The 25,177-nt window shown below is 70.7% G+C and carries 22 protein-coding genes; 10 read left to right on the top strand and 12 right to left on the bottom strand.

Features of this window, described 5'->3' with window-relative positions; genetic code table 11:
* The first annotated feature begins 16 nt into the window (after positions 1-16).
* Positions 17-559, top strand: coding sequence for an RNA 2'-phosphotransferase (locus tag IE272_RS10545; RefSeq protein WP_050359886.1), 543 nt, complete (start codon positions 17-19; stop codon positions 557-559).
* Positions 560-588: 29 nt separating this feature from the next.
* Here IE272_RS10545 and IE272_RS10540 read toward each other — a convergent pair whose 3' ends face one another.
* Positions 589-1,491 (bottom strand): LLM class flavin-dependent oxidoreductase, encoded by a 903-nt coding sequence (locus IE272_RS10540; RefSeq protein ID WP_050359885.1) that lies wholly within the window; start codon positions 1,489-1,491, stop codon positions 589-591.
* 148 nt (positions 1,492-1,639) lie between these two features.
* On the opposite strand from IE272_RS10540, the gene IE272_RS10535 reads away from it, so the two are divergent.
* The gene (locus tag IE272_RS10535) at positions 1,640-2,497 is read left to right on the top strand and encodes an HAD family hydrolase (RefSeq protein ID WP_056702175.1); all 858 of its coding nucleotides are present in this window, start codon (positions 1,640-1,642) and stop codon (positions 2,495-2,497) included.
* A gap of 123 nt (positions 2,498-2,620) precedes the next feature.
* On the opposite strand, the gene IE272_RS10530 is transcribed toward IE272_RS10535, so the two are convergent.
* The 5 genes from IE272_RS10530 to hisC all read right to left on the bottom strand — a co-directional run bounded on the left by IE272_RS10530 (position 2,621) and on the right by hisC (position 11,912).
* Entirely contained in the window at positions 2,621-4,327 is a 1,707-nt protein-coding gene (locus IE272_RS10530) for a sensor histidine kinase (RefSeq protein WP_050359883.1), read from the bottom strand.
* A gap of 101 nt (positions 4,328-4,428) precedes the next feature.
* Complete coding sequence (cydD, locus tag IE272_RS10525) at positions 4,429-7,956, bottom strand: thiol reductant ABC exporter subunit CydD (RefSeq protein ID WP_190006694.1); 3,528 nt, start codon at positions 7,954-7,956, stop codon at positions 4,429-4,431.
* 87 nt (positions 7,957-8,043) lie between these two features.
* Positions 8,044-9,045 carry a cytochrome d ubiquinol oxidase subunit II gene (cydB, locus tag IE272_RS10520; RefSeq protein WP_007453850.1) on the bottom strand — a complete coding sequence of 334 codons (1,002 nt, stop codon included), beginning with the start codon at positions 9,043-9,045 and terminating at the stop codon, positions 8,044-8,046.
* Positions 9,046-9,061: 16 nt separating this feature from the next.
* Positions 9,062-10,573: a cytochrome ubiquinol oxidase subunit I gene (locus IE272_RS10515; protein WP_050359881.1), complete on the bottom strand. Its 1,512-nt coding sequence runs from the start codon at positions 10,571-10,573 to the stop codon at positions 9,062-9,064.
* A gap of 259 nt (positions 10,574-10,832) precedes the next feature.
* Positions 10,833-11,912 carry a histidinol-phosphate transaminase gene (hisC, locus tag IE272_RS10510; RefSeq protein ID WP_050359880.1) on the bottom strand — a complete coding sequence of 360 codons (1,080 nt, stop codon included), beginning with the start codon at positions 11,910-11,912 and terminating at the stop codon, positions 10,833-10,835.
* A gap of 405 nt (positions 11,913-12,317) precedes the next feature.
* Here hisC and IE272_RS10505 point away from each other — a divergent pair, with 405 nt between their 5' ends.
* From IE272_RS10505 to IE272_RS10495, 3 genes are all read left to right on the top strand, one after another.
* On the top strand, positions 12,318-13,430 hold the full coding sequence (locus IE272_RS10505; protein ID WP_006126041.1) for a LacI family DNA-binding transcriptional regulator: 1,113 nt from the start codon (positions 12,318-12,320) through the stop codon (positions 13,428-13,430).
* Between the two features lie 159 nt (positions 13,431-13,589).
* Positions 13,590-14,789 (top strand): metallophosphoesterase, encoded by a 1,200-nt coding sequence (locus IE272_RS10500; protein WP_268254164.1) that lies wholly within the window; start codon positions 13,590-13,592, stop codon positions 14,787-14,789.
* A gap of 203 nt (positions 14,790-14,992) precedes the next feature.
* Entirely contained in the window at positions 14,993-15,823 is an 831-nt protein-coding gene (locus tag IE272_RS10495) for a hypothetical protein (RefSeq protein WP_050359879.1), read from the top strand.
* A gap of 109 nt (positions 15,824-15,932) precedes the next feature.
* Here the strand turns inward: IE272_RS10495 and IE272_RS10490 are convergent, their stop codons facing one another.
* Positions 15,933-16,289, bottom strand: a complete 357-nt coding sequence (locus IE272_RS10490) for a DUF805 domain-containing protein (protein ID WP_190006693.1) — start codon at positions 16,287-16,289, stop codon at positions 15,933-15,935.
* A gap of 276 nt (positions 16,290-16,565) precedes the next feature.
* Entirely contained in the window at positions 16,566-18,371 is a 1,806-nt protein-coding gene (thiC, locus tag IE272_RS10485) for a phosphomethylpyrimidine synthase ThiC (protein WP_050359877.1), read from the bottom strand.
* 196 nt (positions 18,372-18,567) lie between these two features.
* Between thiC and IE272_RS10480 the strand changes: the two genes are divergently transcribed.
* Positions 18,568-19,914 carry a YibE/F family protein gene (locus IE272_RS10480; RefSeq protein ID WP_073958291.1) on the top strand — a complete coding sequence of 449 codons (1,347 nt, stop codon included), beginning with the start codon at positions 18,568-18,570 and terminating at the stop codon, positions 19,912-19,914.
* Between the two features lie 21 nt (positions 19,915-19,935).
* Here IE272_RS10480 and IE272_RS10475 read toward each other — a convergent pair whose 3' ends face one another.
* The 4 genes from IE272_RS10475 to IE272_RS10460 form a co-directional block, all read right to left on the bottom strand.
* Positions 19,936-20,373: an SsgA family sporulation/cell division regulator gene (locus IE272_RS10475; RefSeq protein WP_024263706.1), complete on the bottom strand. Its 438-nt coding sequence runs from the start codon at positions 20,371-20,373 to the stop codon at positions 19,936-19,938.
* Positions 20,374-20,474: 101 nt separating this feature from the next.
* Positions 20,475-21,251: an IclR family transcriptional regulator gene (locus IE272_RS10470; protein ID WP_229897259.1), complete on the bottom strand. Its 777-nt coding sequence runs from the start codon at positions 21,249-21,251 to the stop codon at positions 20,475-20,477.
* Positions 21,252-21,652: 401 nt separating this feature from the next.
* A complete protein-coding gene (locus tag IE272_RS10465; RefSeq protein ID WP_032792922.1) occupies positions 21,653-21,865 on the bottom strand; it encodes a DUF5326 family protein in 213 nt (70 codons plus the stop codon).
* A 127-nt stretch (positions 21,866-21,992) separates the two neighbouring features.
* Complete coding sequence (locus IE272_RS10460; protein WP_007453830.1) at positions 21,993-22,310, bottom strand: cupin domain-containing protein; 318 nt, start codon at positions 22,308-22,310, stop codon at positions 21,993-21,995.
* An 87-nt stretch (positions 22,311-22,397) separates the two neighbouring features.
* On the opposite strand from IE272_RS10460, the gene IE272_RS10455 reads away from it, so the two are divergent.
* The 4 genes from IE272_RS10455 (at position 22,398) to IE272_RS10440 (ending at position 25,174) form a co-directional block, all read left to right on the top strand.
* Positions 22,398-22,775 (top strand): phage holin family protein, encoded by a 378-nt coding sequence (locus IE272_RS10455; protein ID WP_007453829.1) that lies wholly within the window; start codon positions 22,398-22,400, stop codon positions 22,773-22,775.
* Between the two features lie 104 nt (positions 22,776-22,879).
* Positions 22,880-24,004, top strand: a complete 1,125-nt coding sequence (locus tag IE272_RS10450) for a cystathionine gamma-lyase (RefSeq protein WP_056702165.1) — start codon at positions 22,880-22,882, stop codon at positions 24,002-24,004.
* A gap of 44 nt (positions 24,005-24,048) precedes the next feature.
* The gene (locus IE272_RS10445; protein ID WP_050359873.1) at positions 24,049-24,528 is read left to right on the top strand and encodes an NUDIX domain-containing protein; all 480 of its coding nucleotides are present in this window, start codon (positions 24,049-24,051) and stop codon (positions 24,526-24,528) included.
* A gap of 118 nt (positions 24,529-24,646) precedes the next feature.
* A complete protein-coding gene (locus IE272_RS10440) occupies positions 24,647-25,174 on the top strand; it encodes a DUF2269 domain-containing protein (RefSeq protein WP_190006692.1) in 528 nt (175 codons plus the stop codon).
* Positions 25,175-25,177: the final 3 nt, after the last annotated feature.

Here is a 25,177-nt window from a genome sequence, read left to right as displayed (position 1 = left end):
GGGCACTCTGGCACCCATGGACGAACGTCGCACCGTCAAGGTGTCCAAGTACCTCTCGAAACATCTGCGGCACCAGCCGGAACGCATCGGCCTCACCCTCGACGAGAACGGCTGGGTGGCGGTCGAGGAGCTGCTGCGCGCCGCGGCCCGGCACGGATTCGCCTTCTCCCGCGCCGAACTCGACCACGTCGTCGCCGCCAACGACAAGCGCCGCTTCACCGTCGAGGGCGGCCGCATCCGCGCCAATCAGGGCCACACCGTCGCCGTCGACCTGGACCTGCCGCCGGCCGAACCGCCCGCGTACCTCTACCACGGCACGGTCGCCCGGGTGATGGACGCGATCCGGGCCGAGGGCCTGCGCCCCATGGCCCGCCACCACGTCCACCTGTCCCCCGACCGGGAGACGGCCACCCGGGTCGGCGCCCGACGCGGCCGCCCGCTCGTCCTCACCGTGGACGCGGGTGCGATGCACCGCGCCGGCCATGTCTTCCGGGTCAGCGCCAACGGTGTCTGGCTCGCCGACGCCGTGCCGCCGCAGTTCCTGCGCCTGCGCGGCTGAGAGAGGGCGCGCCCCAGGGACCCAGGGGCTTACGCGAGCTGCGCGGGCGCCTCGGTCACGATGCGCTCGAAGACCTTCGGGTCGACGTCGAAGACCGAGTCCGGGATCGGGGAGTGGATGACGATCTCGGTGAATCCCAGCTCCGCGTGGCGCCCCGCGAAGTCGACGAAGGCCTCCACGGACTCCAGCGGGCCGTTCCGGTCCGGTGTGAAGCCGGTGAGCAGGATCCGGTCCAGGGCGGAGGCGTCCCGGCCGATCTCCGCGCAGGCGGCCGTCAGCTTCTCGTTCTGCGCCCGCAGCGCGGCCCGTGACTCCTCCGGGGTGCCGTTCTCGTACAGCTTGGGGTCGCCGGTGGTGACCCAGGCCTGTCCGTGGCGGGCGGCGAGCTTCAGTCCCCGCGGCCCGGTCGCGGCGACCGCGAAGGGCAGCCGGGGGCGCTGGACGCAGCCGGGGATGTTGCGGGCCTCCTCCGCGGTGTAGTGCGTCCCGTGCTCGGTCACCGCGTCCTCGGTGAGCAGCCGGTCCAGGAGCGGGACGAACTCGGCGAAGCGGTCGGCGCGTTCACGCGGGGTCCAGGCCTCCTGGCCCAGGGCGGTGGCGTCGAATCCGTTGCCGCCGGCGCCGATGCCGAGCGTGATCCGGCCGCCCGAGATGTCGTCCAGGGAGATCAGCTCCTTGGCCAGCGTGACCGGGTGGCGGAAGTTCGGCGAGGTCACGAGGGTGCCCAGCCGCAGACGTTCGGTGGCCGTCGCCGCGGCGGTGAGCGTGGGCAGCGCCCCGAACCACGGGCCGTCCCGGAAGGTTCGCCAGGACAGGTGGTCGTAGGTGTAGGCGGTGTGGAATCCCAGCTCCTCCGCGTGCTGCCAGCGGTCGCGACCGCCCTCGTGCCAGCGATGGACGGGAAGGATCACGGTGCTCAGGCGGGGACTCATGCCCCTGAGCCTACGACCGTACGCACGCGTGACGACCGCCCGATGGCCTTGGCATATGCCAGGGGACTTTTCCGCAGATCAGCGTCCCGCCTACTCAGATGTGCGACCCTCCGCACGCCCGTGCACCTCTGTGGGCGAGAATGGCCCGGTGACCTCAGTGACCGAGACGCCTCTTCCCGCCGTGACCCGGCTGATCGCCACCGACCTCGACGGCACCCTGCTGCGCGACGACAAGACGCTGTCCGCGCGTACGGTCGCGGCCCTCGCGGCGGCCGAGGAGGCCGGGATCGAGGTCTTCTTCGTCACCGGCAGGCCGGCCCGCTGGATGGACGTCGTGCGCGACCACGTCCAGAGCCACGGTACGGCGATCTGCGCCAACGGCGCCGTGGTCACCGACCTGCGGACGGACGGCGAGCTGCTCTCCGTACGGCCGCTGGAGCGCGCGGCAGCCCTGCATGTCGTACGCACCCTGCGCGAGGCGGCCCCCGGCACCTCCTTCGCCGTCGAGATGACCACCGGCATCAACTACGAACCGGCCTACCCGCCCTTCCATCTGGACCCGGGTGCCACGGTGGCGGTCGCCGAGAAGCTGCTGCACGAGGAGGCCCCGGGCACCGGCGCGCCCGTGCTCAAGCTGCTGGCCCACCACACCGAGCTGGCCCCCGACGCCTTCCTCGCCCTGGCCCGTACGGCGGCCGGCGACCGGGCCGCCTTCACCCGCTCCAGCCCCTCGGCGCTCCTGGAGGTCAGCGGGCACGGCGTCTCCAAGGCCACCACGCTCGCCGCCTGCTGTGCCGAGCGCGGCATCTCGCCCGCCGAGGTGGTCGCCTTCGGCGACATGCCCAACGACATCGAGATGCTCAGCTGGGCCGGCGCCTCCTTCGCGATGGGCAACGCCCACCCGGACGCGGTGGCCGCCGCCTCGGGCCGGACCGCGACCAACGAGGAGGACGGGGTGGCGGTCGTCATCGAGCGGATCCTCGCCGCCCGCGCAGAGACCCGCTGAAACCTTTCGGCACGCCAGCACGCCAGCACGCCAGCAGACCGGCCAGCGGGCCCGGCGGGGCCCGCCCGGCCCGCCAAGCACGGCCCGCCCCGCCCGTCCGGCAGGGTCACCGTCGGGCCGCCCTCACAGCGGCGCCTCCCACACCACCGTCGTACCGCCGCCGTCCTCCCCGATCCCCGGGTCGATCCGGCTCGATCCGCCCAGGGACTCGGCCCGGCGGGCCAGGTTGCGCAGTCCGCTGCGGCGGCCGCCCTCCGGGATGCCCACCCCGTCGTCGGCGACCGAGAGCCGTACCGCTCCCCGCCCGTCCGGCAGGGTCGCCGTCGCGTCGACGACCACATCGATCAGCGACGCCCGCGCGTGCCGGAACGCGTTGGAGAGTGCCTCGCGCAACGCGGCGACCAGGTTCTTTCCGGTCAGCTCACCGACGAGCGAGTCCACCGGGCCCAGGAAGCGGTGCGAGGGCTTGAAGCCGAGCGGGACGGCCGCCATGTTGATCTCCCGCAGCACACGGGTGCGCAGCCCCGAGGGGGCCTCGGCCGGTTCCTGCTGGAGCGCGAAGATGGCCGTGCGGATCTCCTGGATCGTCACGTCCAGTTCGTCGACCGCCCGGCCCACACCGGTCCGCACCTCGGGCACCACCGACCTGCGCTGGGCGCTCTCCAGCATCATCCCGGTGGCGAACAGCCGCTGGATGACCAGGTCGTGGAGGTCACGGGCGATCCGGTCGCGGTCCTCGTACACCGCGAGGCGCTCCCGGTCCCGCTGCGCCTCGGCCATCATCAGCGCGAGCGCCGCCTGGGAGGCGAACTGGGTGGCGAGCGTCCGCTCGGTCTCCGTGAACGGGCGCGCGCCCCGCGACCGGGGGGTGGCCAGCGCACCGAGCACCCGCCCGCCGCTGTGGAGCGGCAGCATCATGCTGGGGCCGAACCGGTCGGCCAGCCTGGTGATCATCCGGCTGTCGGTGGCCGAGTCGTCGATGAACACCGCCTCGCCCGCGAGGAGTTTCGCCACCACGGTGCTCCGGGCCGGGATGATCACGCCGAGCGAGGACGAGGGGTCGTCCGACGATACGGCGACGATCTCCAGGCCGCCCTCCCCGGCGGGCAGCAGCACGATCCCGGCGGCGGAGTCGGCCAGCCGGCGGGCGTGTTCGGCGACCACGGACAGCGCCTCGTCCGCGTCCCCGCCCGACAGCAGCGCCGTGGTGACGGCGACCGAACCGTCGATCCAGTGCTCCCGCTGCCGCGCCGCCTCGTACAGCCGGGCGTTGCCGATGGCGATCCCGGCCTCCGTGGCGAGCACCCGGACCATGTGGAGGTCGTAGTCGCTGAACTCCGCGCCGTGCTGCTTCTCGGTGAGGTAGAGGTTGCCGAAGATCTCCCCCTGGACCCGGATGGGCACGCCCAGGAAGGTCCGCATCCGGGGGTGCCCCGGCGGGAAACCCGCGGACCGCGGATCGGTGGACAGGTCGGCCAGACGGACCGGGGCGGGGTCGTGGATCAGCGCGCCGAGCAGGCCCCGGTGGCCGTCGGGGCGTCGCCCGATCGCCTCGGCCACCTCCTGCGGAACGCCGTAGGTGACGAAGTCCGACAGTCCCTCGCCCTGCTCGTCGACGACGCCGATGGCGGCGTACCGGGCGTGGGCGAGCTCGGCCGCCGTCTCGCAGATCCGGTCCAGGGTGGAGTGCAGCTCCAGCCCGGCGCCGACGGAACGCATCGCCTCCAGGAGCTGCGGCACCCGCGCGGTCAGCTCGGTGGACAGACCCTGGAGGCTGCGGGTGGCCCGGGTGGCGGCGTCGAGGGAGTCCTTCGGGTCGGGCTCTGCCATGGCCCGAGCCTAGTTAGTACCGATAGGGGGCGAAAGTCGAGAATGCGCTCGACGGCTGAAGGGGCGCCGGTCGTCCGGGGCCCGGTCCGGCGCCGTCGCCGCTATCGGACCCCCGCCCCGACCGTCTCCCGTTCACGCTCCAGCATGCGGCGCAGCGGCCCGTCCTCGGCGGCGAGTTCGGCGTACGGTCCGCGCTGCACGACCCTGCCCGCGTCCAGCACCAGCACCTCGTCGACCGTGTCGAGGCCGGTCAGCCGGTGGGTGATCAGTACCGTCGCGCAGCCCCGGGTCGCGTCCAGCAGGTCGGCGGTGAGGGCGTCGGCGGTCGGCAGGTCGAGGTGTTCGGCCGGCTCGTCCAGGACGAGCACGGGGAAGTCCGCGAGCAGTGCGCGGGCCAGTGCGAGGCGCTGGCGCTGGCCGCCGGAGAGCCGCGCGCCGTGCTCGCCCACCGGGGTGTCGAGCTCCTCCGGCAGGGCCAGCACCCAGTCCAGGAGCCGGGCCCGGGCGAGCGCGTCGCGCAGTTCGGCGTCGGTCGCCCCGGGGCGGGCCAGGCGCAGGTTCTCGCGGATCGAGCTGTCGAAGACGTGCGCGTCCTGGGCGCACAGCCCGACCGAACGCCGGACCGTGTCCGAGTCCAGCGCCGAGGCCTCGACGCCGCCCAGCCGGTACGTCCCCGACGAAGCGTCCAGGAAGCGCAGCAGGACCTGGGCGAGCGTCGTCTTGCCCGAGCCGGAGGGGCCCACGACCGCGATGCGCCGCCCTCGTGTCAGCGTCAGGTCGAGCGAGGCCAGGGCGTCGTGCCGGGCCCCCGGGTAGCGGGCACTCAGCCCCCGTACCTCCAGCGGGAACGGGGACGCGGGCTCCTCGGCGGGGGTCTCGGGCTCCCGTACGGGCACGGGGGCGTCCAGCACCTCGAACACCCGCTCCGCGCTCCGGGCGACGCGCTGGCGGTACTGCACGGCCAGCGGCAGCCCGGTCACGGCCTCGAAGGCGGCGAGCGGGGTCAGGACCACCACGGCGAGCGCGACACCGGACAGCCGGCCGTCCTGCACGGCGGGGACGGCGACGGTCGCGGCCGCCACCACGGTGAGCCCGCAGACCAGGGCTGACAGACCGCCGCCCAGTGCCGTCGCGGCGGCGGCGCGGGAGGCGATCCGGGTCAGCAGGGTGTCGGCCGCGCGCAGCCGCGTCTGCCGGGCGGGCAGCGCCCCCGCGACGGTCAGTTCGGCGGTGGAGCCGAGGAGGTCGGCGACCCGGGTGGCCAGGGCGGCGCGGGCGGGTGCGAGCTGACGTTCCGTACGGCGGGCGCAGGCGCCGCTGACGAGCGGGACGCCGACTCCGGCGACCAGCAACCCGACGGCCAGGATCACGCCCGCCTCCGGGAGCAGCCAGCCGGTAAACCCGGCGGCCGCGGTCCCCACCACGACGGCGGTGCCCACGGGCAGCAGCCAGCGCAGCCAGTAGTCCTGGAGCGCGTCCACATCGGCGACGAGCCGGGACAGCAGGTCCCCACGCCTCGTGGTGCGCAGGCCCCCGGGGGCGATGCGTTCGAGGCCCCGGTAGACGGCGACGCGCAGTTCGGCGAGAAGCTTCAGGACGGCGTCGTGCGAGACGAGCCGCTCGGCGTAGCGGAAGACCGCCCGACCGATGCCGAAGGCGCGGGTCGCGGTGACGGCCATCATCAAGTACATGACCGGCGGCTCTTCGGAGGCGCGGGAGATCAGCCAGCCGGAGACCGCCATGAGCCCCACGGCCGACCCGACCGCCAGGCTGCCGAGCAGCAGGGCCAGGGTCAGCCGCCCGCGCTGTGCCCCGGCCGCCTCGCGAACCCGGGCCAGCACCTGTCCGGGGCGGCTGCCGGTCGCCCCGAGGGGGTCGGCGGCGTCCGCCCGGCGGGTGTCGAGGAGTTCACCGCCCGCGAGGGGCTCGGGTACCGCGGGCCCCGGGGCGGCGACGCCCGCGAGCGCCTTCGCGTACGGCTCCGCAGGGCCCCCCGTACGCGGCTCCAGCGTCACCACGCGGTCGGCGACCGCCAGCAGGGCCGGGCGGTGGACGACCAGCAGCACGGTCCGCCCGGCGGCCAGCCGCCGTACGGCGTCGACGATGCCCGCCTCGCTCTCGCCGTCCAGGCTCGCGGTCGGCTCGTCCAGCAGCAGGAGCGGCCGGTCGGCGAGGAACGCCCGGGCGAGGGCGAGGCGCTGGCGCTGGCCCGCGGAGAGCCCCGCGCCGTCCTCGCCCAGGGCCGTCCGCACCCCGTCGGGCAGCGCCGCGACGAAGTCGTACGCGCCCGCGTCCCGCAGCGCCGTGAGGACCGCCTCGTCGTCGGCGTCGGGCCGGGCGAGGCGGACGTTCTCGGCGATGGTGTCCGCGAAGAGGTGGGGGCGCTGGGGGACCCAGGCGATACGGCTGCGCCAGCGTTCGAGGTCCAGGTCACCGAGGTCGCGGCCCCCGACGCGGACGTGCCCCTCGTCGGGTACGGCGAACCCGAGGAGCACGTTCAGCAGGGTGGACTTGCCGACGCCGCTCGGGCCGACCAGGGCGACGGTCTCCCTCGGCTCCACGGTGAGCGACGCGCTGTCCAGCGAGGGTTCGGCGCGGCCCTCGTGGCGTACGGTCACGCCCGCCAGCTCCAGGCGCAGCGTGTCCGGGACGTCCTCGGTGCCCGAGGCCCGGGGTTCGGTCTCCAGGACCGTGAAGATCTCCTCGGCGGCCGACAGCCCCTCGGCCGCCGCGTGGTACTGCGCTCCGACCTGGCGGATCGGCAGATACGCCTCCGGGGCCAGGATCAGGACCACCAGGCCGGTGTAGAGGTCGAGTTCGCCGTGGACGAGCCGCATGCCGATCGTGACGGCGACGAGGGCCACCGACAGGGTCGCCAGCAGTTCCAGGGCGAACGAGGACAGGAAGGCGATCCGCAGGGTGCGCAGGGTGGCGCGGCGGTAGTCGGAGGTGATCGTGCGGATCGATTCGGCCTGGGCCTTGGCCCGCCCGAAGACCTTCAGGGTCGGCAGCCCGGCGACGACGTCCAGGAAGTGCCCGGAGAGCCGGGACAGCAGCTGCCACTGACGGTCCATCCGGGACTGGGTGGCCCAGCCGATCAGGATCATGAAGAGCGGGATGAGCGGGAGCGTGACGACGATGATCGCCGCCGACACCCAGTCCTCGGTGACGATCCGGGCGAGCACCGCCACGGGCACCACGACCGCGAGTCCGAGCTGCGGGAGATAGCGGGCGAAGTAGTCGTCGAGCGCGTCGATGCCCCGGGTCGCCAGCGCGACGAGCGAACCGGTGCGCTGCCCGGTCAGCCAGTCGGGGCCCAGTCGCGCGGCCCGCTCCAGGAGTCGGCCGCGCAGTTCGGACTTGACGGCCGCGCTGGCGCGATGCGCCGCCAGTTCGGTGAGCCAGGCGACGAGCGCCCGCCCGAGGGCGACCGCGGCGAGCAGAAGCAGGGGGGTGCGCAGCGCGGTGACCGTGAGTCCGCCCTCGAAGCCGCCCACCACGATCTCGGCGATGAGCATCGCCTGGGCGATCACCAACAGGGCGCCGACCAGGCCGAGGGCCACCACGGCCGCCAGGAAGAGGCGGGTGGCGCGTGCGTGGTGGAGCAGACGCGGATCGATCGGTTTCACGTGAAACATCCCCCCGGCGGGGTCGGTGAACGCTGCGGGACGGTGAGTTGCCGCGGGCCTCGCGGGGCCCGCGGCAGCTCAGCGGAGTCAGTGCGCGTCGGCGATGTGCTGGGTGCCGATGCGCTTGCGGAAGACCCAGTAGGTCCAGCTCTGGTAGAGCAGCACGACGGGCGTGGCGATGCCCGCGCACCAGGTCATGATCTTGAGCGTGTACGGGCTGGACGAGGCGTTGGTGACCGTGAGGTTCCAGGCGTCGTTCAGCGAGGACGGCATGACGTTCGGGAAGAGCGTCAGGAAGAGCATCGCGACCGCCGCCGCGATCGTCACGCCCGAGAACGCGAACGACCAGCCCTCACGGCCCTTGGCGATGGCCCCGATCGCGGCCAGGAGCGCCACCACCGCCACGATCATGGCTCCCAGGCTCCAGGCGTCCCCGTTGTCGGCCTGCGTCCAGACCAGGAAGCCCAGTGCGAGCACCGCGGTGACCGGCCCCAGCTTCAGCGCCAGTGCGCGGGCCCGGACCCGGATGTCGCCCGCCGTCTTGAGGCCGGCGAACACCGCCCCGTGGAAGGTGAAGAGGGTGAGCGTGACGAGGCCGCCGAGGATCGCGTACGGGTTGAGGAGGTCCCAGAAATTGCCGACGTACTCCATGTCGGCGTCGATCTTCACTCCCCGCACGATGTTCCCGAACGCCACGCCCCACAGCACCGCGGGGATCAGGGAGGTCCAGAAGATCGCGGTCTCCCAGTTCGTCTGCCACCGCTCCTCGGGCCGCTTGGCGCGGTACTCGAAGGCGACGCCGCGCACGATCAGGCAGAACAGGATGATCAGCAGCGGCAGGTAAAAGCCGGAGAAGAGCGTGGCGTACCACTCGGGGAAGGCGGCGAAGGTCGCGCCGCCGGCGCTGAGCAGCCAGACCTCGTTGCCGTCCCAGACGGGACCGATCGTGTTGATCAGGACCCGCCGCTCCTTGCGGTCGCGGGCCAGCAGTTTGGTGAGGACCCCGATGCCGAAGTCGAATCCCTCCAGGAAGAAGTAGCCGGTCCAGAGGACGGCGATGAGCACGAACCAGACGTCGTGGAGTTCCATCTCTCAGCTCCTGTGCTCAGTACGAGAAGGCCATGGGCCGGTCGGCGTCTTCTTCGTCGTGCCCGCCGATCTTCGTGGGCGGGTTCAGGTCGTTCTCGGTGAGTTCCGGCGGCCCGGCCTTGATGTACTTCACGAGCAGCTTCACCTCGATCACGGCGAGCACCGCGTACAGCAGGGTGAAGACGATCATCGAGGTGATGACCTCGCCCTGCGAGACACCGGGGGAGACCCCCGCACGGGTCTGGAGCACCCCGTAGACGACCCACGGCTGGCGGCCCATCTCGGTGAAGATCCAGCCCCAGGAGTTGGCGATCAGCGGGAAGAGCAGGGTCCAGAGCGCGACGACCCAGTAGAGCTTGGTGAGCCTCGGGCTCAGCGCCTTGTTCTTGAAGAGGACCAGATGCGGCACCTCGTCCTCACCGGTCCGCAGCGCCGGTGGCAGCAGGAACTTCTTCCGGGTCAGCCAGAGCCCCAGGAGGCCGAGGCCGAAGGAGGCCATACCGAAGCCGATCATCCACCGGAAGCTCCAGAACGCGACCGGGATGTTGGGACGGTAGTCGCCGGGCCCGTACTTCTCCTGCGACTCCTTGTTGATGTCGTTGATGCCGGGGACATAGGAGTTCGGGTCGTTGTTGGCGAGGAAGGACAGTATCCCGGGGAGCGAGATCTCCACGGAGTTGTGGCCCTTGCTGACGTCCCCGTACGCGAAGATCGAGAACGGCGCCCGCTCCTGACCGTCCCACAGGGCCTCGGCGGCGGCCATCTTCATCGGCTGCTGCCGGAACATGACCTTGGCGAGGCTGTCGCCGCTGACGGCGGTGAGCAGTCCGGCGACCACGACGGTGATCAGGCCCAGGCGCAGCGAGGTCCGCATCACCGGGATGTGCTTCTTGCGGGCCAGGTGGAACGCGGCGATGCCGACCATGAAGGCCCCGCCGACCAGGAACGCCGCCGTGATGGTGTGGAAGAACTGGGTGACCGCGGTGTCCTGGGTGAGCACCCGCCAGAAGTCGGTGAGCTCGGCGCGGCCGCGCTCCTCGTTGATCCGGTAGCCGACCGGGTGCTGCATCCAGGAGTTGGCCGCCAGGATGAAGTAGGCGGAGAGGACCGTGCCGATCGAGACCATCCAGATGCAGGCGAGGTGGATCTTCTTCGGCAGCTTGTCCCAGCCGAAGATCCACAGCCCGATGAAGGTGGACTCGAAGAAGAAGGCGATCAGCGCCTCGAAGGCGAGCGGAGCGCCGAAGATGTCGCCGACGAAGCGCGAGTAGTCGGACCAGTTCATGCCGAACTGGAACTCCTGGACGATGCCCGTGACGACGCCCATGGCGATGTTGATCAGGAACAGCTTGCCCCAGAACTTGGTCGCCCTGAGGTACTTCTCGTTCTCCGTCCGCACCCAGGCGGTCTGCAGGCCGGCGGTGAGCGCGGCGAGAGAGATCGTCAGGGGGACGAAGAGGAAGTGGTAGACGGTGGTAATGCCGAATTGCCATCGCGCCAGGGTCTCCGGCGCCAGAGCGAGGTCCACGTCGTCAGTCTCCTTACATCGCCGTGGTCATACCGGCACTATGCCCCTTTGATCCGACCGATTACGGGAGGAAGCAGGGCACGCTTGTGAACGCGTTCACATTCACAAGCAATTATGGCGCACACGCTTTCGGACCCTTCGCCGGGGGTACCCCTTTTCGGCCCCCGCCCCCGAAACCGGCCCCCGGCACCCACGCAAAGGGCCCCGGACCTCACGATCGAGGTCCGGGGCCACCCGGCCGTACAGGCGCGTGCGGGGCCTACAGCTCCGCGCGGAACGCCTCCGCCGCCTTCAGGAAGAGGTCGTTGCCCTCGTTCTCGCCGATCGAGACCCGGACGCCCTCACCCTTGAAGGGCCGCACGACCACTCCGGCCCGCTCGCAGGCCCCGGCGAAGTCGAGGGTCCGCTCGCCGAGCCGCAGCCAGACGAAGTTCGCGTGCGACTCCGGCACCGTCCAGCCCTGGCGCACCAGCTCCGCGCTCACCCGGGTGCGCTCGGCGACCAGCGAGCCCACCCGGCCCAGCAGCTCGTCCTCCGCGCGGAGCGAGGCCACCGCCGCGTCCTGGGCGAGCTGGCTCACCCCGAAGGGGACGGCGGTCTTGCGCAGCGCCGCGGCCACCGGCTCGTGGGCCACCGCGAAGCCGACCCGCAGCCCGGCCAGACCGTACGCCTTGGAGAAGGTCCGCAGCACCGCCACATTGGGCCGGTCCCGGTAGATCTCGATGCCGTCCGGCACGTCGGCGTCGCGGATGAACTCCTTGTACGCCTCGTCGAGCACCACCAGCACATCGCTCGGCACCCGGTCGAGGAACCGTTCCAGCTCGGCCCGGCGCACCACCGTGCCGGTGGGGTTGTTGGGATTGCAGACGAAGATCAGCCGGGTCCGGTCGGTGATCGCCCCGGCCATGGCGTCGAGGTCGTGCACCTCACCGTCGGTCAGCGGGACCTTCACCGAGGTCGCGCCGCTGACCTGCGTGATGATCGGGTACGCCTCGAAGGACCGCCAGGCGTAGATGACCTCGTCGCCGGGTCCGGAAGTGGCCTGGAGCAGCTGCTGGGCCACCCCCACCGACCCGGTGCCGGTGGCGAGATGCGCGAGGGGCACACCGAAACGGTCGGCCAGCTCGTTCATCAGGCCGGTGCACGCCATGTCCGGGTAGCGGTTGAAGTTCCCCGCGGCGGCGAGCGCCGACTCCAGTACCCCCGGCAGCGGCGGATAGGGATTCTCGTTGGAGGACAGCTTGTACGCGACCGGTCCGCCGGCCGCCGCCGGCTTCCCCGGCACATAGGCGGGAACGCCGTCCAGCTCGGCGCGCAGCTTGGGGCTCGTCTCGCTCACCGCAGGTCCTCCTCGACCGTCCGTTCACAGCAATACTGCACACCTTATGAGGATTGGGCCCCGCTGCGAATGGCCCGAGCGGGAAATCGACCGCAGTGCCCGGTAATGGGGCCTCGCACGGGGCCGGTCCGGCGCCTCGCACGGGGGGAGCGTTTCCCGTTCCGGCGCGCGCCGGTGGCTCGCGCCGTGGCGCGCGTCCCCCGAAGTGGTGAGTTGAGACCTCTTCGAGACATCGCACATTCAGCAGGCTGCCGCCCTTCAGTACCTGAAACACATATGCAACAACGGCCAACTGCCTTGCATTATAAGGATTCTGATGGGTAGTGACCTTGCAGAAACGTGCCTGTCAACGTGCGCATATGCGACCGGACCGACCACCCCTCGGAGCCCTACTATCGGCTCGCCATGACAGCAGCAGGGAAGCACCAGGTGAGCCGGACGGAGACCCCCCGGCGCAGCGGCCGGCCAGGACGGGCGGGGATCCGTGACGTGGCCGCCGCGGCCGGAGTCTCGATCACGACTGTCTCCGACGCGCTCAACGGCAAGGGCAGGCTCCCGGACGCCACCCGCCGCCATGTCCGCGAGGTCGCCGAGCGCCTGGGCTACCGCCCGTCCGCCGCGGCCCGAACCCTCCGTACGGGCAAGTCGGGTCTGATCGGCCTGACCGTGACCACGTACGGGAATGAACCTTTCACCTTCACCGAATTCGCGTACTTCGCGGAGATGGCGAGAGCCGCGACCTCCGCGGCGCTCGCCCGCGGCTACGCCCTCGTCATCCTTCCCGCCACCTCCCGGCACGACGTCTGGTCGAACGTCGCGCTCGACGGGACCGTCGTCATCGACCCCTCCGACCAGGACCCGGTCGTCACCGAACTCGTCCGCCAGGGGCTGCCCGTCGTCTCGGACGGCCGGCCGGCCGGGACGCTCCCCGTCACCGCCTGGGTCGACAACGACCACCGGGCCGCCGTGCTCGACCTCCTCGACCATCTCGCCGCCGCCGGAGCGCGCCGTATCGGCCTGCTGACCGGCAACACCACCGACACGTACACCCGGTTGTCCACCACCGCCTACCTCCACTGGTGCGAGCGGGTCGGCCAGGATCCCGTCTACGAGTCCTACCCGGCCCACGATCCGTGCGCGGGGGCGGTCGCCGCCGACCGGCTGCTCGCCCGCCCGGACCGCCCCGACGCGGTCTACGGGCTCTTCGACCCCAACGGGACCGATCTCCTCGCGGCGGCACGACGGTACGGGCTGCGGGTCCCCGAGGACCTGCTGCTGGTCTGCTGCAGCGAGTCCACCGTGTACGCGGCCACCGAGCCGCCCATCACGACCCTCTCGCTGAAGCCCCGCCGCATCGGCACGGCCGTCGTCCAGCTCCTCATCGACGCCATCGAAGGGGTCGAGCACGACGGGCCGGTGGAGCAGGTCATACCGACGGAGCTCATCGTCCGGACCTCCTCGCAACGACGTCCACCGCGCACCACGGTCAGCGCGCCGCGCTCCCCCAGCGGGGATTGATCGGCTCTTTTCGGACCAATCGGCCGGTGAACCGTACGTGCGCCCGGATTCACCACCCCTGGTGCGTCACACAGATCGATCCGCATTCCTATGATGGGCGCACGACACCGCGGACCACCTCTACCAGGCAGGGCCCGTCAGGTGTACGGCGGCGCGACGGTGGTGGAGGGGTCGATGACTCAGGGGGCCGGTCAGGAACCCGTGGTGCGGACGGCGACGTTGCGTGACTTCCGGGTTCCGCCGTATGCGCAGACACCCGTGCCACCGCAGGCACAGGCGGCACCTCCTTCCCCGGTGCCGCCGCACGTGCCGGAACCGAACCCGCCGGCACCGGGCGCATCCGTGCCCCCGGCACCCGGTGCGCCGGTGCCGCCGCGCGCTCCCGCGCCGCCCCGTGCACCGCATCCCGGCAACGCCGTCGTGGGCGACGAGCAGCCGGAGGGCTACACGCCGACCGAGCGGGACCTCCCGGTCATCCGTCGCGGCGACACGGTCCAGGTGCAGACCGTTCCCGAACCGCGCCCCGTGGCCGAGGGCAGCCGGGGACCGCTCTTCGTCGTCGGCGACGTCCACGGCTACCTGGACGAGCTGATCGCCGCCCTCGGCGAACAGGGCCTCATCGACGCCGACGGGAACTGGGCCGCGGGCAACGCCCGGCTGTGGTTCCTCGGCGACTTCACCGACCGAGGTCCCGACGGCATCGGGGTCATCGACCTGGTCATGCGGCTCTCCGCCGAGGCGGCGGCGGCCGGCGGCTACTGCAAGGCCCTGATGGGCAACCACGAGCTGCTGCTGATCGGCGCCAAGCGGTTCGCCGACACCCCCGTCAACTCCGGGGCCGGCACCGCCACCTTCCAGGCCGCCTGGCTGCTCAACGGCGGCCAGAAGACCGACATGGAGCGCCTCCAGGACGTCCACCTCCAGTGGATGTCCCGGCTCGACGCGGTCGTCGAGGAGGACGGGCATCTGCTGATGCACTCCGACACGACGGCCTACCTCGACTACGGGTCCACCATCGAGGACGTCAATGACACGATCACGGCCATTCTCACGCGCAATGACGCCGACGAGTGCTGGGACCTCTTCCGCAAGCTCACCAAGCGGTTCGCCTTCCGGGACGAGGGCGGCGCCCAAGCGGTGCGCGAGCTGCTGACGACGTACGGCGGACAGCGCGTCGTCCATGGTCACAGCCCCATTCCGTACCTCCTGGGCGAGGTCGGCACGGAGGAGGGCGAGGACAGCACGGGGCCCGTGATCAACGGACCGCACGTCTACGCGGACGACCTCGCCATCGCCATGGACGGCGGAGTGACCATGGCCGGAAAGCTGTTGGTGGTTCAGCTCCCGCTGCATGACTGACCGTCGGCGGGGAAGGCGCTTCAGGTTCCGCCTGCGCCGACCTCGCCGATCAACGGGCCCGTCACCGGGCCCAATTCTGGAAACACCCTGTCACCCCGTGCCGTGAGCGCTCTACCATCGGCGTATCAGTGGCAGGCTCTCCTCCGTTTCCGCCCGATCGCCCGGTCCACGCGGGCAGCCGGGCACCGACGGAGCATCGGGGGATGCAGATGACAAGCGCTCCGCACCTGCTGGCCGAGGACGGACCCGAGTACGAGCGGATCCTGGGCGACGCACTGCGCCACGCCCATGAACGCCCGGACCTGGAGGGCGTCGGGGACCGGCTCAACACCGAACAGCTGCGCACCATGGCGCTCAGCGCCACGGCGCTGATCACCGCGGCCGCGGCCACCGAGTACGAGCACTACGTCAAGGCCCGCGGCGAGCTGCGCCGCGCGGCGACCGCGGAAGGGGCCGACGGCGCCCCGGCCCCGGACGGGCCGCAGAGCACGGCGGCCGGATCGGGCGCCGGCATAGGCGCGGTCATCACGGTCCTGACCCCGCTGCTGGCCGGCTCCGCGGCCGTCATCTTCCTGCTCGTCGGCTACCTGCTGAAGGCGGTCGGCCCATCGGTGACGTTCGGCGGCTCGTTGGTCGCGGCCGGGTGGTTCTTCGCGGCGGTCGCCGCCGCGGCGATCCTGGTCGCGGCCGTGGGGCTGCTCGTCACCGCACTCCGCAACGGCGCGACGTCGCTGGCCGCCGAGAACGAGGAGCAGGAGCTTCCGGAGGACGTCGCACGGGCCAGGGAGGCGTGGCGCCACGCCCTGCTGGAGCGCGGCATCCTCCCGTTCCTCCGGGACGCCCTGGCCGACCCCACCGCGGGGCCCGCCGCGCGGACCCCGCACCGCTCGCCCAACCGCATCCCGAAGGTCGGGTACAGCAGGCCGGACTTCTCCGGCCCCGACGACGGCCCGGCGGCCGGTCCCCGGCCGACCTTCACCAGCCCCGATTTCACGAGCCCGGACTTCGGCGGCCCCGAACACCAGCCGGACTGAGGCCGGGCCCCGGGCACGGGCTCCGTCACGGCTCCGGACACACCGCGGGCCGGGGCGGCAACTGCCGCGCCCGGCCCGGGGGATGCTCCGGAAGGACCGGAGCGGTGGATCAGAGGCCCTGCGGAGCCAGCTTCGGGTTGGCGCCGTGCTGGTTCGCCTCCGGCTTGCCCTCCGAGGCGAGGAAGACGATCAGGATGATGAAGCCGACCAGCGGGACGAACGAGATGAAGAACCACCAGCCCGAGCGGCCGGTGTCGTGCAGACGACGCACCATGACCGCCAGCGACGGAACGATGGTCGCGGCGAGGTAGAGGTAGTACGGGATCTGCGTGCTGATCGCCGCGCCGATGGCCGACAGCACCACGGCGACGATGAAGTTGAAGAGCACGAACATCCAGTACTCCTTGCGGCGCGCGCGTCCGCTGAAGCCTGCGTAGTTCTTGAGTACGTCCAGGTACCAGTTCACTGTGATTCCCTCCCCGGCCCCCGTTCCGAGGGCACACCAATCAAGCCAAGCAAGCCGGAAAGTAAGCCACAGATAAGGAAGGGGTCAAGCGCATGTGAGCTGCGGGCCAAACGTACATAGAGCTGCCACACGACTGTGTCCATACTGTCGCTTAACAAGGCAATCAATCAGGCCAAAGAGCAGTGAACTGACGCAAGTTACCCATTGAACGCGATTCGCCCCCGGCCGCCGGGGAGGATCCGGCGGCCGGGGACGGGTCGATCGGCGATGGGCAGGTCAGTCGGCGATGGGCAGGTAGACCCGGTTGCCGGCGGCCGCGAACTCCTTCGACTTCTCGGCCATGCCCTGCTCGATCTCCTCCTGCGAACCGCCGTGCTGACGCCGGATGTCCTGGGAGATCTTCATCGAGCAGAACTTCGGCCCGCACATCGAGCAGAAGTGCGCCGTCTTCGCCGGTTCGGCGGGCAGCGTCTCGTCATGGAACTCCCGCGCCGTGTCCGGGTCGAGGGCCAGGTTGAACTGGTCCTCCCAGCGGAACTCGAACCGCGCGTCGGAGAGGGCGTCGTCCCACTCCTGCGCACCCGGGTGCCCCTTGGCCAGGTCGGCCGCGTGGGCGGCGATCTTGTAGGTGATGACCCCCGTCTTCACGTCGTCCCGGTTCGGCAGTCCCAGGTGCTCCTTGGGCGTGACGTAGCAGAGCATCGCCGTGCCCCACCAGGCGATCATCGCGGCGCCGATACCGGAGGTGATGTGGTCGTAGGCCGGCGCGACGTCCGTGGTCAGCGGGCCGAGCGTGTAGAACGGCGCCTCCTCGCAGATCTCCTGCTGGAGGTCGATGTTCTCCTTGATCTTGTGCATCGGGACATGCCCGGGGCCCTCGATCATGGTCTGGACGCCGAACCGCTTGGCGATCGTGTTCAGCTCGCCCAGCGTGCGCAACTCGGCGAACTGCGCCTCGTCGTTGGCGTCCGCGATCGACCCGGGCCGCAGTCCGTCGCCCAGGGAGTAGGTGACGTCGTACGTCGCGAGGATCTCGCAGAGCTCCTCGAAGTGCTCGTAGAGGAACGACTCCTTGTGGTGGGCGAGACACCAGGCCGCCATGATCGAGCCGCCGCGCGAGACGATGCCGGTCTTGCGGCGGGCCGTCAGCGGAACGTACGGCAGACGCACACCGGCGTGCACCGTCATGTAGTCCACGCCCTGCTCGGCCTGTTCGATGACGGTGTCCTTGTAGATCTCCCAGGTCAGCTCCTCGGCCCGGCCGTCGACCTTCTCCAGGGCCTGGTAGAGCGGGACGGTGCCGATCGGCACGGGGGAGTTGCGCAGCACCCATTCACGGGTGGTGTGGATGTTGCGGCCGGTGGACAGGTCCATGACCGTGTCCGCGCCCCACTTCGTCGCCCAGGTCATCTTGTCCACCTCCTCCTCGATGGAGGAGGTGACGGCCGAGTTGCCGATGTTGGCGTTGACCTTCACCAGGAACCGCTTGCCGATGATCATCGGCTCGATCTCGGGGTGGTTGACGTTGGCGGGCAGCACCGCCCGGCCCTCCGCGATCTCCTCGCGGACGACCTCGGCCGCCACGTTCTCCCGGATCGCCACGTACTCCATCTCCGGGGTGATCTCCCCCCGCCGGGCGTACGCGAGCTGGGTGACGGGGCGTCCGTCGCGGCTGCGGCGCGGCTGGCGCGGGCGGCCGGGGAAGACGGCGTCGAGGTTGCGCAGTCCGCCGCGCGGCGAGGTGTGCTTGAGCCCGTCGTCCTCGGGGCGGGCCGGCCGGCCCGCGTACTCCTCGGTGTCGCCGCGGGCGATGATCCAGTTCTCCCGCAGGGGCGCGAGGCCGCGGCGGACATCGGTGTCGATGGAGGGATCGGTGTACGGCCCCGACGTGTCGTACAGCGTCACGTCCTTGCCGTTGGTGAGGTGCACCTGTCGGACCGGCACCCGGAGGTCCGGGCGCGAGCCCTGGACGTACCCCTTGTGCCAGCCGATGGACTTCCCGGCCTCGTCGTTCGGCGTCTCGTCGGTGCGAGACTCGTCGTTCTGTTTCGAGGCAGGCGTGCGTGCGTCCGCTGTGGTCATGAGACCTACTCCCTACGCCGGCATTACCCGGTAACAGGTTCGGCGGTCGGCGCAGCGTTTCCCGTACGGATGTACGGCGATCAGCGCCCTCTCAGCCCGGTGCTCCGAGCTCCCGCGTGTGCAAAGGTGCCTCCACGCTAGCGTCCTTTCCGGCGAGCTGACCAGAGGGCCCTCCTGTTCTTGCGATGATCGCCCCGTGACCTCCCCCCAAAGCGACCCCGCACCCCAGCCGCCCCAGGGCCACAGCCACGGCCACACCCACAGTCACGGGCCGGCCGCTCCGGTCTCCCGGCATCTGCGCAAGGTCATCGCCGCCGTGGTGATCCCGTTCGCGACGGCGGTCGTCGTCGGCCTGATCGCGTTCTGGCCCGGCGGCGCGCCCGACCACGAGCGCACCGGCGTCGGATTCGACCGGCAGACGCAGGACGGCAAGGTCGTCCAGGTCGTCCAGGTCGACTGCGCGGACGTCAACGCCGCGCAGGTTCCCCCGACCGGCGACACCTCCACGCCCTCCGGCCGGGAAGCCGTCAACGAGCAGGAGGGGGAGTGCGCGAAGGCCACCATCGAGGTGACCAGCGGCGACGACAAGGGCCGCACCTTCGTCGAGGTGGTCCAGCCGGACGCGCCCCGACAGCTGAAGGAGGGTCAGGGCGTGGTCGTGGCGTACGCCCCCGACGCGCCGCGCGACCTCCAGTACTCCGTGACCGACGTGGACCGGAAGATCCCGATGGCGGTGCTGGCCGGGATCTTCGCACTGGCGGTGGTCCTGGTGGGCAGGATGCGCGGGGTGATGGCGCTGGTGGCGCTGGCCGTGTCGTTCGCCGTGCTGACCCTGTTCATCCTGCCGGCGATCCTGCAGGGCTCGAACCCGCTGGTCGTGGCAGTGATCGGGGCCAGCGCGATCATGCTGGCGGCCCTCTATCTGTGCCACGGGGTGACGGCCCGTACGTCTGTCGCGGTCGTCGGCACGCTGATCTCACTGTTGCTGATCGGGCTGCTGGGCTCCCTGTTCATCGGCTGGGCGAGCCTGAGCGGCAACACCGACGACAACACCGGCCTCATCCACGGCCTCTACCCGGACATCGATATGAGCGGTCTGCTGCTGGCCGGCGTCATCATCGGTTCGCTCGGGGTGCTCGACGATGTGACGGTCACCCAGACCTCCGCCGTCTGGGAACTGCACCAGGCGGACCCGGAGATGGGTTGGAAGGGGCTGTACCGGGCAGGTATCCGGATCGGAAGGGACCACATCGCCTCGGTGGTCAACACCCTGGTGCTGGCGTACGCGGGCGCGGCGTTGCCGCTGCTGCTGCTCTTCTCCATCGCCCAGAGCAGTGTGGGGACGGTGGCCAACAGCGAGCTGGTCGCCGAGGAGATCGTCCGCACGCTGGTCGGGTCGATCGGTCTGGTCGCCTCGGTGCCGGTGACCACGGTGCTCGCCGCGCTGGTCGTCTCCGCGGACCGGTCGGGGTCCGGCGGCGCACAGGCGGCTACGGCCGCACCCGCGCGGACCGGCCGGGGCCGTCGTCGCAGGAAGGGGTGACGGGCCACGGGGCGCACCCGGTCAGCCCGCGTTCTGCTCCTCGGCGAGGATGCGGCCGAGCGCATCCTCCAGGTTCCCGTCGAAGTCACCCAGCGTGTGTTCCTGACCGAGCGGCACGAGCTTGTCCGTCCGGTCGAGAAACGCCACCAGCGGCGCCGTCCCCGCCCGGAACAGCGCACGGTCCGCGCCGACCTGGAGCCGGATGTGCACATCGCCGAGGCCCTCGGGCTCGGTCGGACCGATGTGCACATCTCCGTCGCCGCTCGGGCTGTTGAGCCCGTCCAGCAGCAGTTCGCGGCCGAACGCCCAGGTCACAGGGGCATCGCCGGGCAGGTGGAACGTCATCCGGATGGCGTACGGATCGCCGACCTCGTACCGGAGCTCCACCGGAATACGGAACGAGAGCTCCTCGGAGACGAGGAAGCTCATCATGACCTCTGCTTGAACCGACTCGCGCATCGTTCAACCCCGCAGTAGATGAATCTGGCCAGGAATGATCCCCCATGGCCCTATTGACGCCATCGTGGTGCACGCGATAGCAGATCACAAGGAGTGATTTTTCAGATACTGATAGAGAACACGAACGAACGCAAGAGGCTGGCAACTTCGCCACGTAGCTGTTCGACTGCGGGCAGCAACCGATCTTCCCGGTCCAGGGGCACGGAAATGGCCATCGCCGCAATGGTGGCACCGGCCGTGACGGGAATCGCGGCGCACACGGTCCCCAGTGCGTACTCCTGGCGTTCGATGACCGGTTCACCTCGTCGGAGGGTTCGCAGCCGTTCCAGAAGTGTGGCGCGATCTCGCACTGAGTAACGGGTGAGGGGGCGTACGGGGTGGCGGTCGAGGTGGTCCTCGCGGGCCCTCTCGTCGAGTTGGGCGAGCAGACACTGACCGATGGCGTGTGCGTGGGCGGTTTCCCGGAACGAGGCCCACTCCTCCACCGCCGGGGTGTCGGGAGCGTCCGCGACCGCGATGAGATCGATCTCGCCGTCGCAGTAGACGGCGCAGTACACCGGGGCACCGATGACGTCCCGCCAGTGCCCGAGGGAGTCGGCGACGGACGCGGGGCGCGGGCGGCCCCTGACTCCGGGGGCGGCGGTCAGGTTCTCGGCGGCCGCGCCGAAGAGGAAGACGCCGTTCTCGCGGCGCAGATAGCCCTCATGGGTGAGGGTGCGCAGCAGGTGGTACGCGGTCGGAAGGGGAAGCCCCGCCTCGCGTGCCAGCTGCTTGGCAGGCGCCCCGTCCCGATGGGTGCCCACAGCCTCCAGCAGCCTCAACGCCCGCTGAACCGAACCGATCAACGTCGGGACAGCGGTGCTCGATGCCGTGGTCAAGGGCCACCCCCAGGCATGGTGACGGGCCGTCGGCCCTCCCATGGGGGCCGCCCCCACGGGCCTGCCGCGATCCCGAGGACCGGAGGGGGCCGGAGATCCGGCCCGTGACCGGCGAGGACCGGTCCGGGCGCCGGCGATCGAAGGCCAACGACCGGACTGTCGTACCCAGGACCGATCAGGCGATCGATATGGTGACGGAAGGTCACATTCCGGATGGCGGCAGCGGTTTGCCACTGTATCGGCCGCCTGCGGCAGACGGGTGGTTTCCTTCGGGACTTAGCTCTGCTGGGCTAATCCGCACCCGCCGGAGCTGACCGTGTCTCAGCCCGCGGACCCGGGCCGGACGGCCGGACGGGCCGGACGGAACAGGCCGGCCCCCGCACCGGCCCGCGTTCCGTGTACTACCAGTCACCGCGCGAGGACGACGACGACATGAACTTGCGAACGACGAAGATCAGCCCGCCGACCAGGACGACGAAGACCAGCACCTTGAAGAGCAGGCCGACCACGAATCCGATCACGCTGGCGATCAGCCCGCCGAACACGAAGATCGCAACGACGGGCACCGCGATCCACTTCACCCACCAGGGCATTCCCGCGAATATCTCCCGCACGGCCATCGCCTCTACCTCGTCTCTCTGAGTCCTTGCCTCGATGCTAAAGGCGCGAAGGCCCTCCGCGGGGGCCGGGCAGCCCTTGAAGACCCCTGATCGAGCCCCTAGGGAACCCCGGGACGGAAGCTCAGCTCTCGGGCGGCGAGAAGACGACCATCACCCTCAGATCCTCGGTGATGTGGTGGAACTTATGGGCCGTGCCCGCGGGCACGTAGACGACGCTTCCCCTGCCGACCTGCGTCGTCTCCATCCCCACCGTGATCGACGCACGCCCGCTGACGACGAAGTAGACCTCGTCCTGCTGGTGCGGCTGCTGCGGATCGAGCGCTCCCGCGTCCAGGGCGTACAGGCCGACCGACATGTTGCGTTCCCGCACGAACTGCAGATAGGCGCCGTCGTTGGCGGCCCGCTCCGCCTCCAGCTCATCCAGTCTGAATGCCTTCATGGCCCGTCCCGCCCCTTGTACCCACGCTGTCGGTTGTGCCTGCACTGCCGGTGTCCACCACCGATCATGTCTGCCACGATCAGACACATGAAGAATTTCGTAGTCAAGACGATCGCCAACGCGGGTGCGCTGGCCGTTGCCATCTGGCTCATCGGCAACATCACGTTGGAGGGCGGCAGCACGGGCCGCAAGGCCCTCACCCTGATCCTGGTCGCGCTGATCTTCGGGCTGGTGAACTTCCTGGTGAAGCCGGTGGTCCAGCTGCTGACGTTCCCCTTGTTCATCCTGACCCTGGGGCTGATCACCCTGGTGGTCAACGCCCTGATGCTGATGCTGACCTCCTGGCTGGCCGGCGTGTTCGATCTCAGCTTCCATGTCGAGGGGTTCTGGACGGCGGTGCTCGGCGGGCTGATCATCTCGGTCGTGTCCTGGGCGCTCAATGTCGTCCTGCCCGACGAGAACTGATTCCGGCATTCCAGATTCCGGACCTCCGGGAACGCTGCCCCGGGCCTCTGGAAGAGTGCGGAGGACACCGGTCCACCACCGGGGAGAGCAGCGAAGGAGCAGGCATGAGCACCATGGGCGACGGAACGCGTGCGGTACGCGCCGGGCTTCCCGAACCGGAGCAGTTCGGGGCCACCCTGCCCGGCCCGGTGTTCGCCGCCCACTTCCACCTCTCCGGCGAGCCGGTGGGCCCCTATACCTACGGCCGGGACGGCAACCCGACCTGGACCCACCTGGAGCGGGCCATCGGCGAGCTGGAGGCTCCCGGTGAGGAGGTGGGCACGACCGTGTTCGCCTCGGGCATGGCGGCGATCACCGCGGTGCTGCTCTCCCAGGTCCGCTCGGGCGACGCCGTGGTCCTGCCCGACGACGGCTACCAGGCGCTGCCGCTCGTACGGGAGCAACTGGAGGCGTACGGGGTCGAGGTCCGGACCGCGCCGACCGGCGGCGATGCCCAGCTGGCCCTGCTGACCGGGGCGAAACTGCTGTGGATCGAGAGCCCGTCCAACCCGGGTCTGGACGTCTGCGACATCCGGCGGCTGGTCGGGGCGGCACACGCGGCGGGCGCGCTGGTCGCCGTCGACAACACCCTGGCCACCCCGATCGGCCAGCGCCCGCTGGAGCTGGGCGCCGATTTCTCGGTCGCCAGCGACACCAAGGGCATGACCGGGCACGGCGACATCCTGCTCGGCCATGTGACCTGCCGCGATCCGCGTCTGACAGCGGACGTACGGCGCTGGCGCAAGGTCGTCGGGGCGATTCCGGGGCCGATGGAGGCCTGGCTCGCACACCGTTCGCTGGCCACTCTTCAGCTACGGGTCGACCGGCAGTGCACCACCGCCCTCGCTCTCGCCGAGGCGCTGGCGAGGCGCGCGGAGGTCACCGGGCTGCGGTATCCGGGGTTGCCCACCGACCCGTCACACGTCGTCGCGGGGCGCCAGATGCGGCGCTTCGGGTCCGTGGTGTCCTTCGAGCTGGCCGACCGGGAGACCGCGGAGCGCTTCCTGTCCGCGCTGCGCCTGGTCGACGACGCGACGAGCTTCGGCGGTGTCCGGTCCACCGCGGAGCGCCGGGGACGCTGGGGCGGCGACGCCGTGGCGGAGGGATTCATCCGCTTCTCGGTCGGCGCGGAGGACCCCGAGGACCTGCTCGCCGACGTCGAACAGGCACTGGACACGGTGGTCCGGTAGGCCGGGGGAGTTTCAGACGGCCCTCCACGGGCCACTCTCTTGCCATGACCGAACGTCCTGTGGTCAAGCGCACCGCACGCGCCGTCCTGCTCGACGGCGACGATCTCATCCTGATCAAGCGCACGAAGCCGGGAGTCGATCCGTACTGGCTCACGCCCGGCGGCGGGGTCGAGCCGGAGGACGCCACCGTCGTCGAAGCGCTCCACCGCGAGATCGACGAGGAGCTGGGCGCCAAGATCGTCGACGTGGTCCCGTGCTTCGTCGACACCGTGGAGCACATCGCGGACGGCGGCGTGACGGGAGTGAAGGTCCAGCACTTCTTCGTCTGCCGACTGGTGTCGATGGACGTCTCCCTGCGGCACGGCCCGGAGATCGACGAACCCACCGGGGAGTACGAGATCGTCCGGGTGCCGTTCAGCCGGGTCGGGATCGCGGCCGTGCACCTCGTTCCGCTGTCCCTGCGGCACTACCTCGACGGCAACATCGAAGGCGTACGGGCGATGCACGCCCCCGACCTGGGCTGACGTCCCCCGCGGCGGGCAGACGCCCCGGCCCCGCAGGCGGGCGTACTCCCCAGCGGGTACCCGTGGATACTCCCGCCGCGGGACGCTCCGGGGCGTCCCGCTCGGCATCGTGTTTCACGTGAAACCACTCATGCGCCCCGTACGCCGAGGGATCCTCGTCGCCCATGTCGCCGTCTCCGTCAGCTGGCTCGGCCTGACCGTCGGCCTGCTGACGCTCGGTATCACCGCGTTCGTCTCCGGAGATCCGGCCACCGCGGAGGCCGCCACCCGGTCCATGAAGATCTTCGGCGACTGGCTGGTGGTCCCGGTGGCCCTGCTCTCCCTGGTGAGCGGCCTGGTGCTGTCGTTGGGCACTCCGTGGGGTCTGGCCCGGCACCGCTGGGTGTGGACCAAGTTCTGGCTGACTCTGGTCACGACGGGCCTGTCGATCTTCTCCCTGCGCCCCGGCATCAACGCAGCGGCCGCCGACGGAGTGGTGGACATCGACCTCGTGATCGCGCCGTCGGTGGCCACGGCCACCTATCTCTTCATCACCGCGATCTCGGTGCTCAAGCCCTGGGGGCTCACCCGGCGCGGCAGGCGGCTGCGGATCTCGGCCAGTTCCGCGAAATCGGTGGACGCGCGATCACCCCGTCAGACAGCCTGACCC

The sequence above is a fragment of the Streptomyces anulatus genome (assembly GCF_014650675.1).
GTDB classification, from domain to species: Bacteria; Actinomycetota; Actinomycetes; order Streptomycetales; family Streptomycetaceae; genus Streptomyces; species Streptomyces anulatus.
The sequence above is the reverse complement of the archived record's forward strand: the minus strand, read 5'-3'. Positions and strand labels throughout refer to the sequence as shown.

Bases quoted from the DNA above. Each gene is read 5' to 3' on its own strand.
- IE272_RS10545 (WP_050359886.1), top strand. From the start codon at position 17: ATGGACGAACGTCGCACCGTCAAGGTGTCCAAGTACCTCTCGAAACAT.
- IE272_RS10540 (WP_050359885.1), bottom strand. From the start codon at position 1,491: ATGAGTCCCCGCCTGAGCACCGTGATCCTTCCCGTCCATCGCTGGCAC.
- IE272_RS10530 (WP_050359883.1), bottom strand. From the start codon at position 4,327: ATGGCAGAGCCCGACCCGAAGGACTCCCTCGACGCCGCCACCCGGGCC.
- cydB (WP_007453850.1), bottom strand. From the start codon at position 9,045: ATGGAACTCCACGACGTCTGGTTCGTGCTCATCGCCGTCCTCTGGACC.
- IE272_RS10505 (WP_006126041.1), top strand. From the start codon at position 12,318: ATGACAGCAGCAGGGAAGCACCAGGTGAGCCGGACGGAGACCCCCCGG.
- IE272_RS10495 (WP_050359879.1), top strand. From the start codon at position 14,993: ATGCAGATGACAAGCGCTCCGCACCTGCTGGCCGAGGACGGACCCGAG.
- thiC (WP_050359877.1), bottom strand. From the start codon at position 18,371: ATGACCACAGCGGACGCACGCACGCCTGCCTCGAAACAGAACGACGAG.
- IE272_RS10475 (WP_024263706.1), bottom strand. From the start codon at position 20,373: ATGCGCGAGTCGGTTCAAGCAGAGGTCATGATGAGCTTCCTCGTCTCC.
- IE272_RS10460 (WP_007453830.1), bottom strand. From the start codon at position 22,310: ATGAAGGCATTCAGACTGGATGAGCTGGAGGCGGAGCGGGCCGCCAAC.
- IE272_RS10455 (WP_007453829.1), top strand. From the start codon at position 22,398: ATGAAGAATTTCGTAGTCAAGACGATCGCCAACGCGGGTGCGCTGGCC.
- IE272_RS10450 (WP_056702165.1), top strand. From the start codon at position 22,880: ATGAGCACCATGGGCGACGGAACGCGTGCGGTACGCGCCGGGCTTCCC.
- IE272_RS10445 (WP_050359873.1), top strand. From the start codon at position 24,049: ATGACCGAACGTCCTGTGGTCAAGCGCACCGCACGCGCCGTCCTGCTC.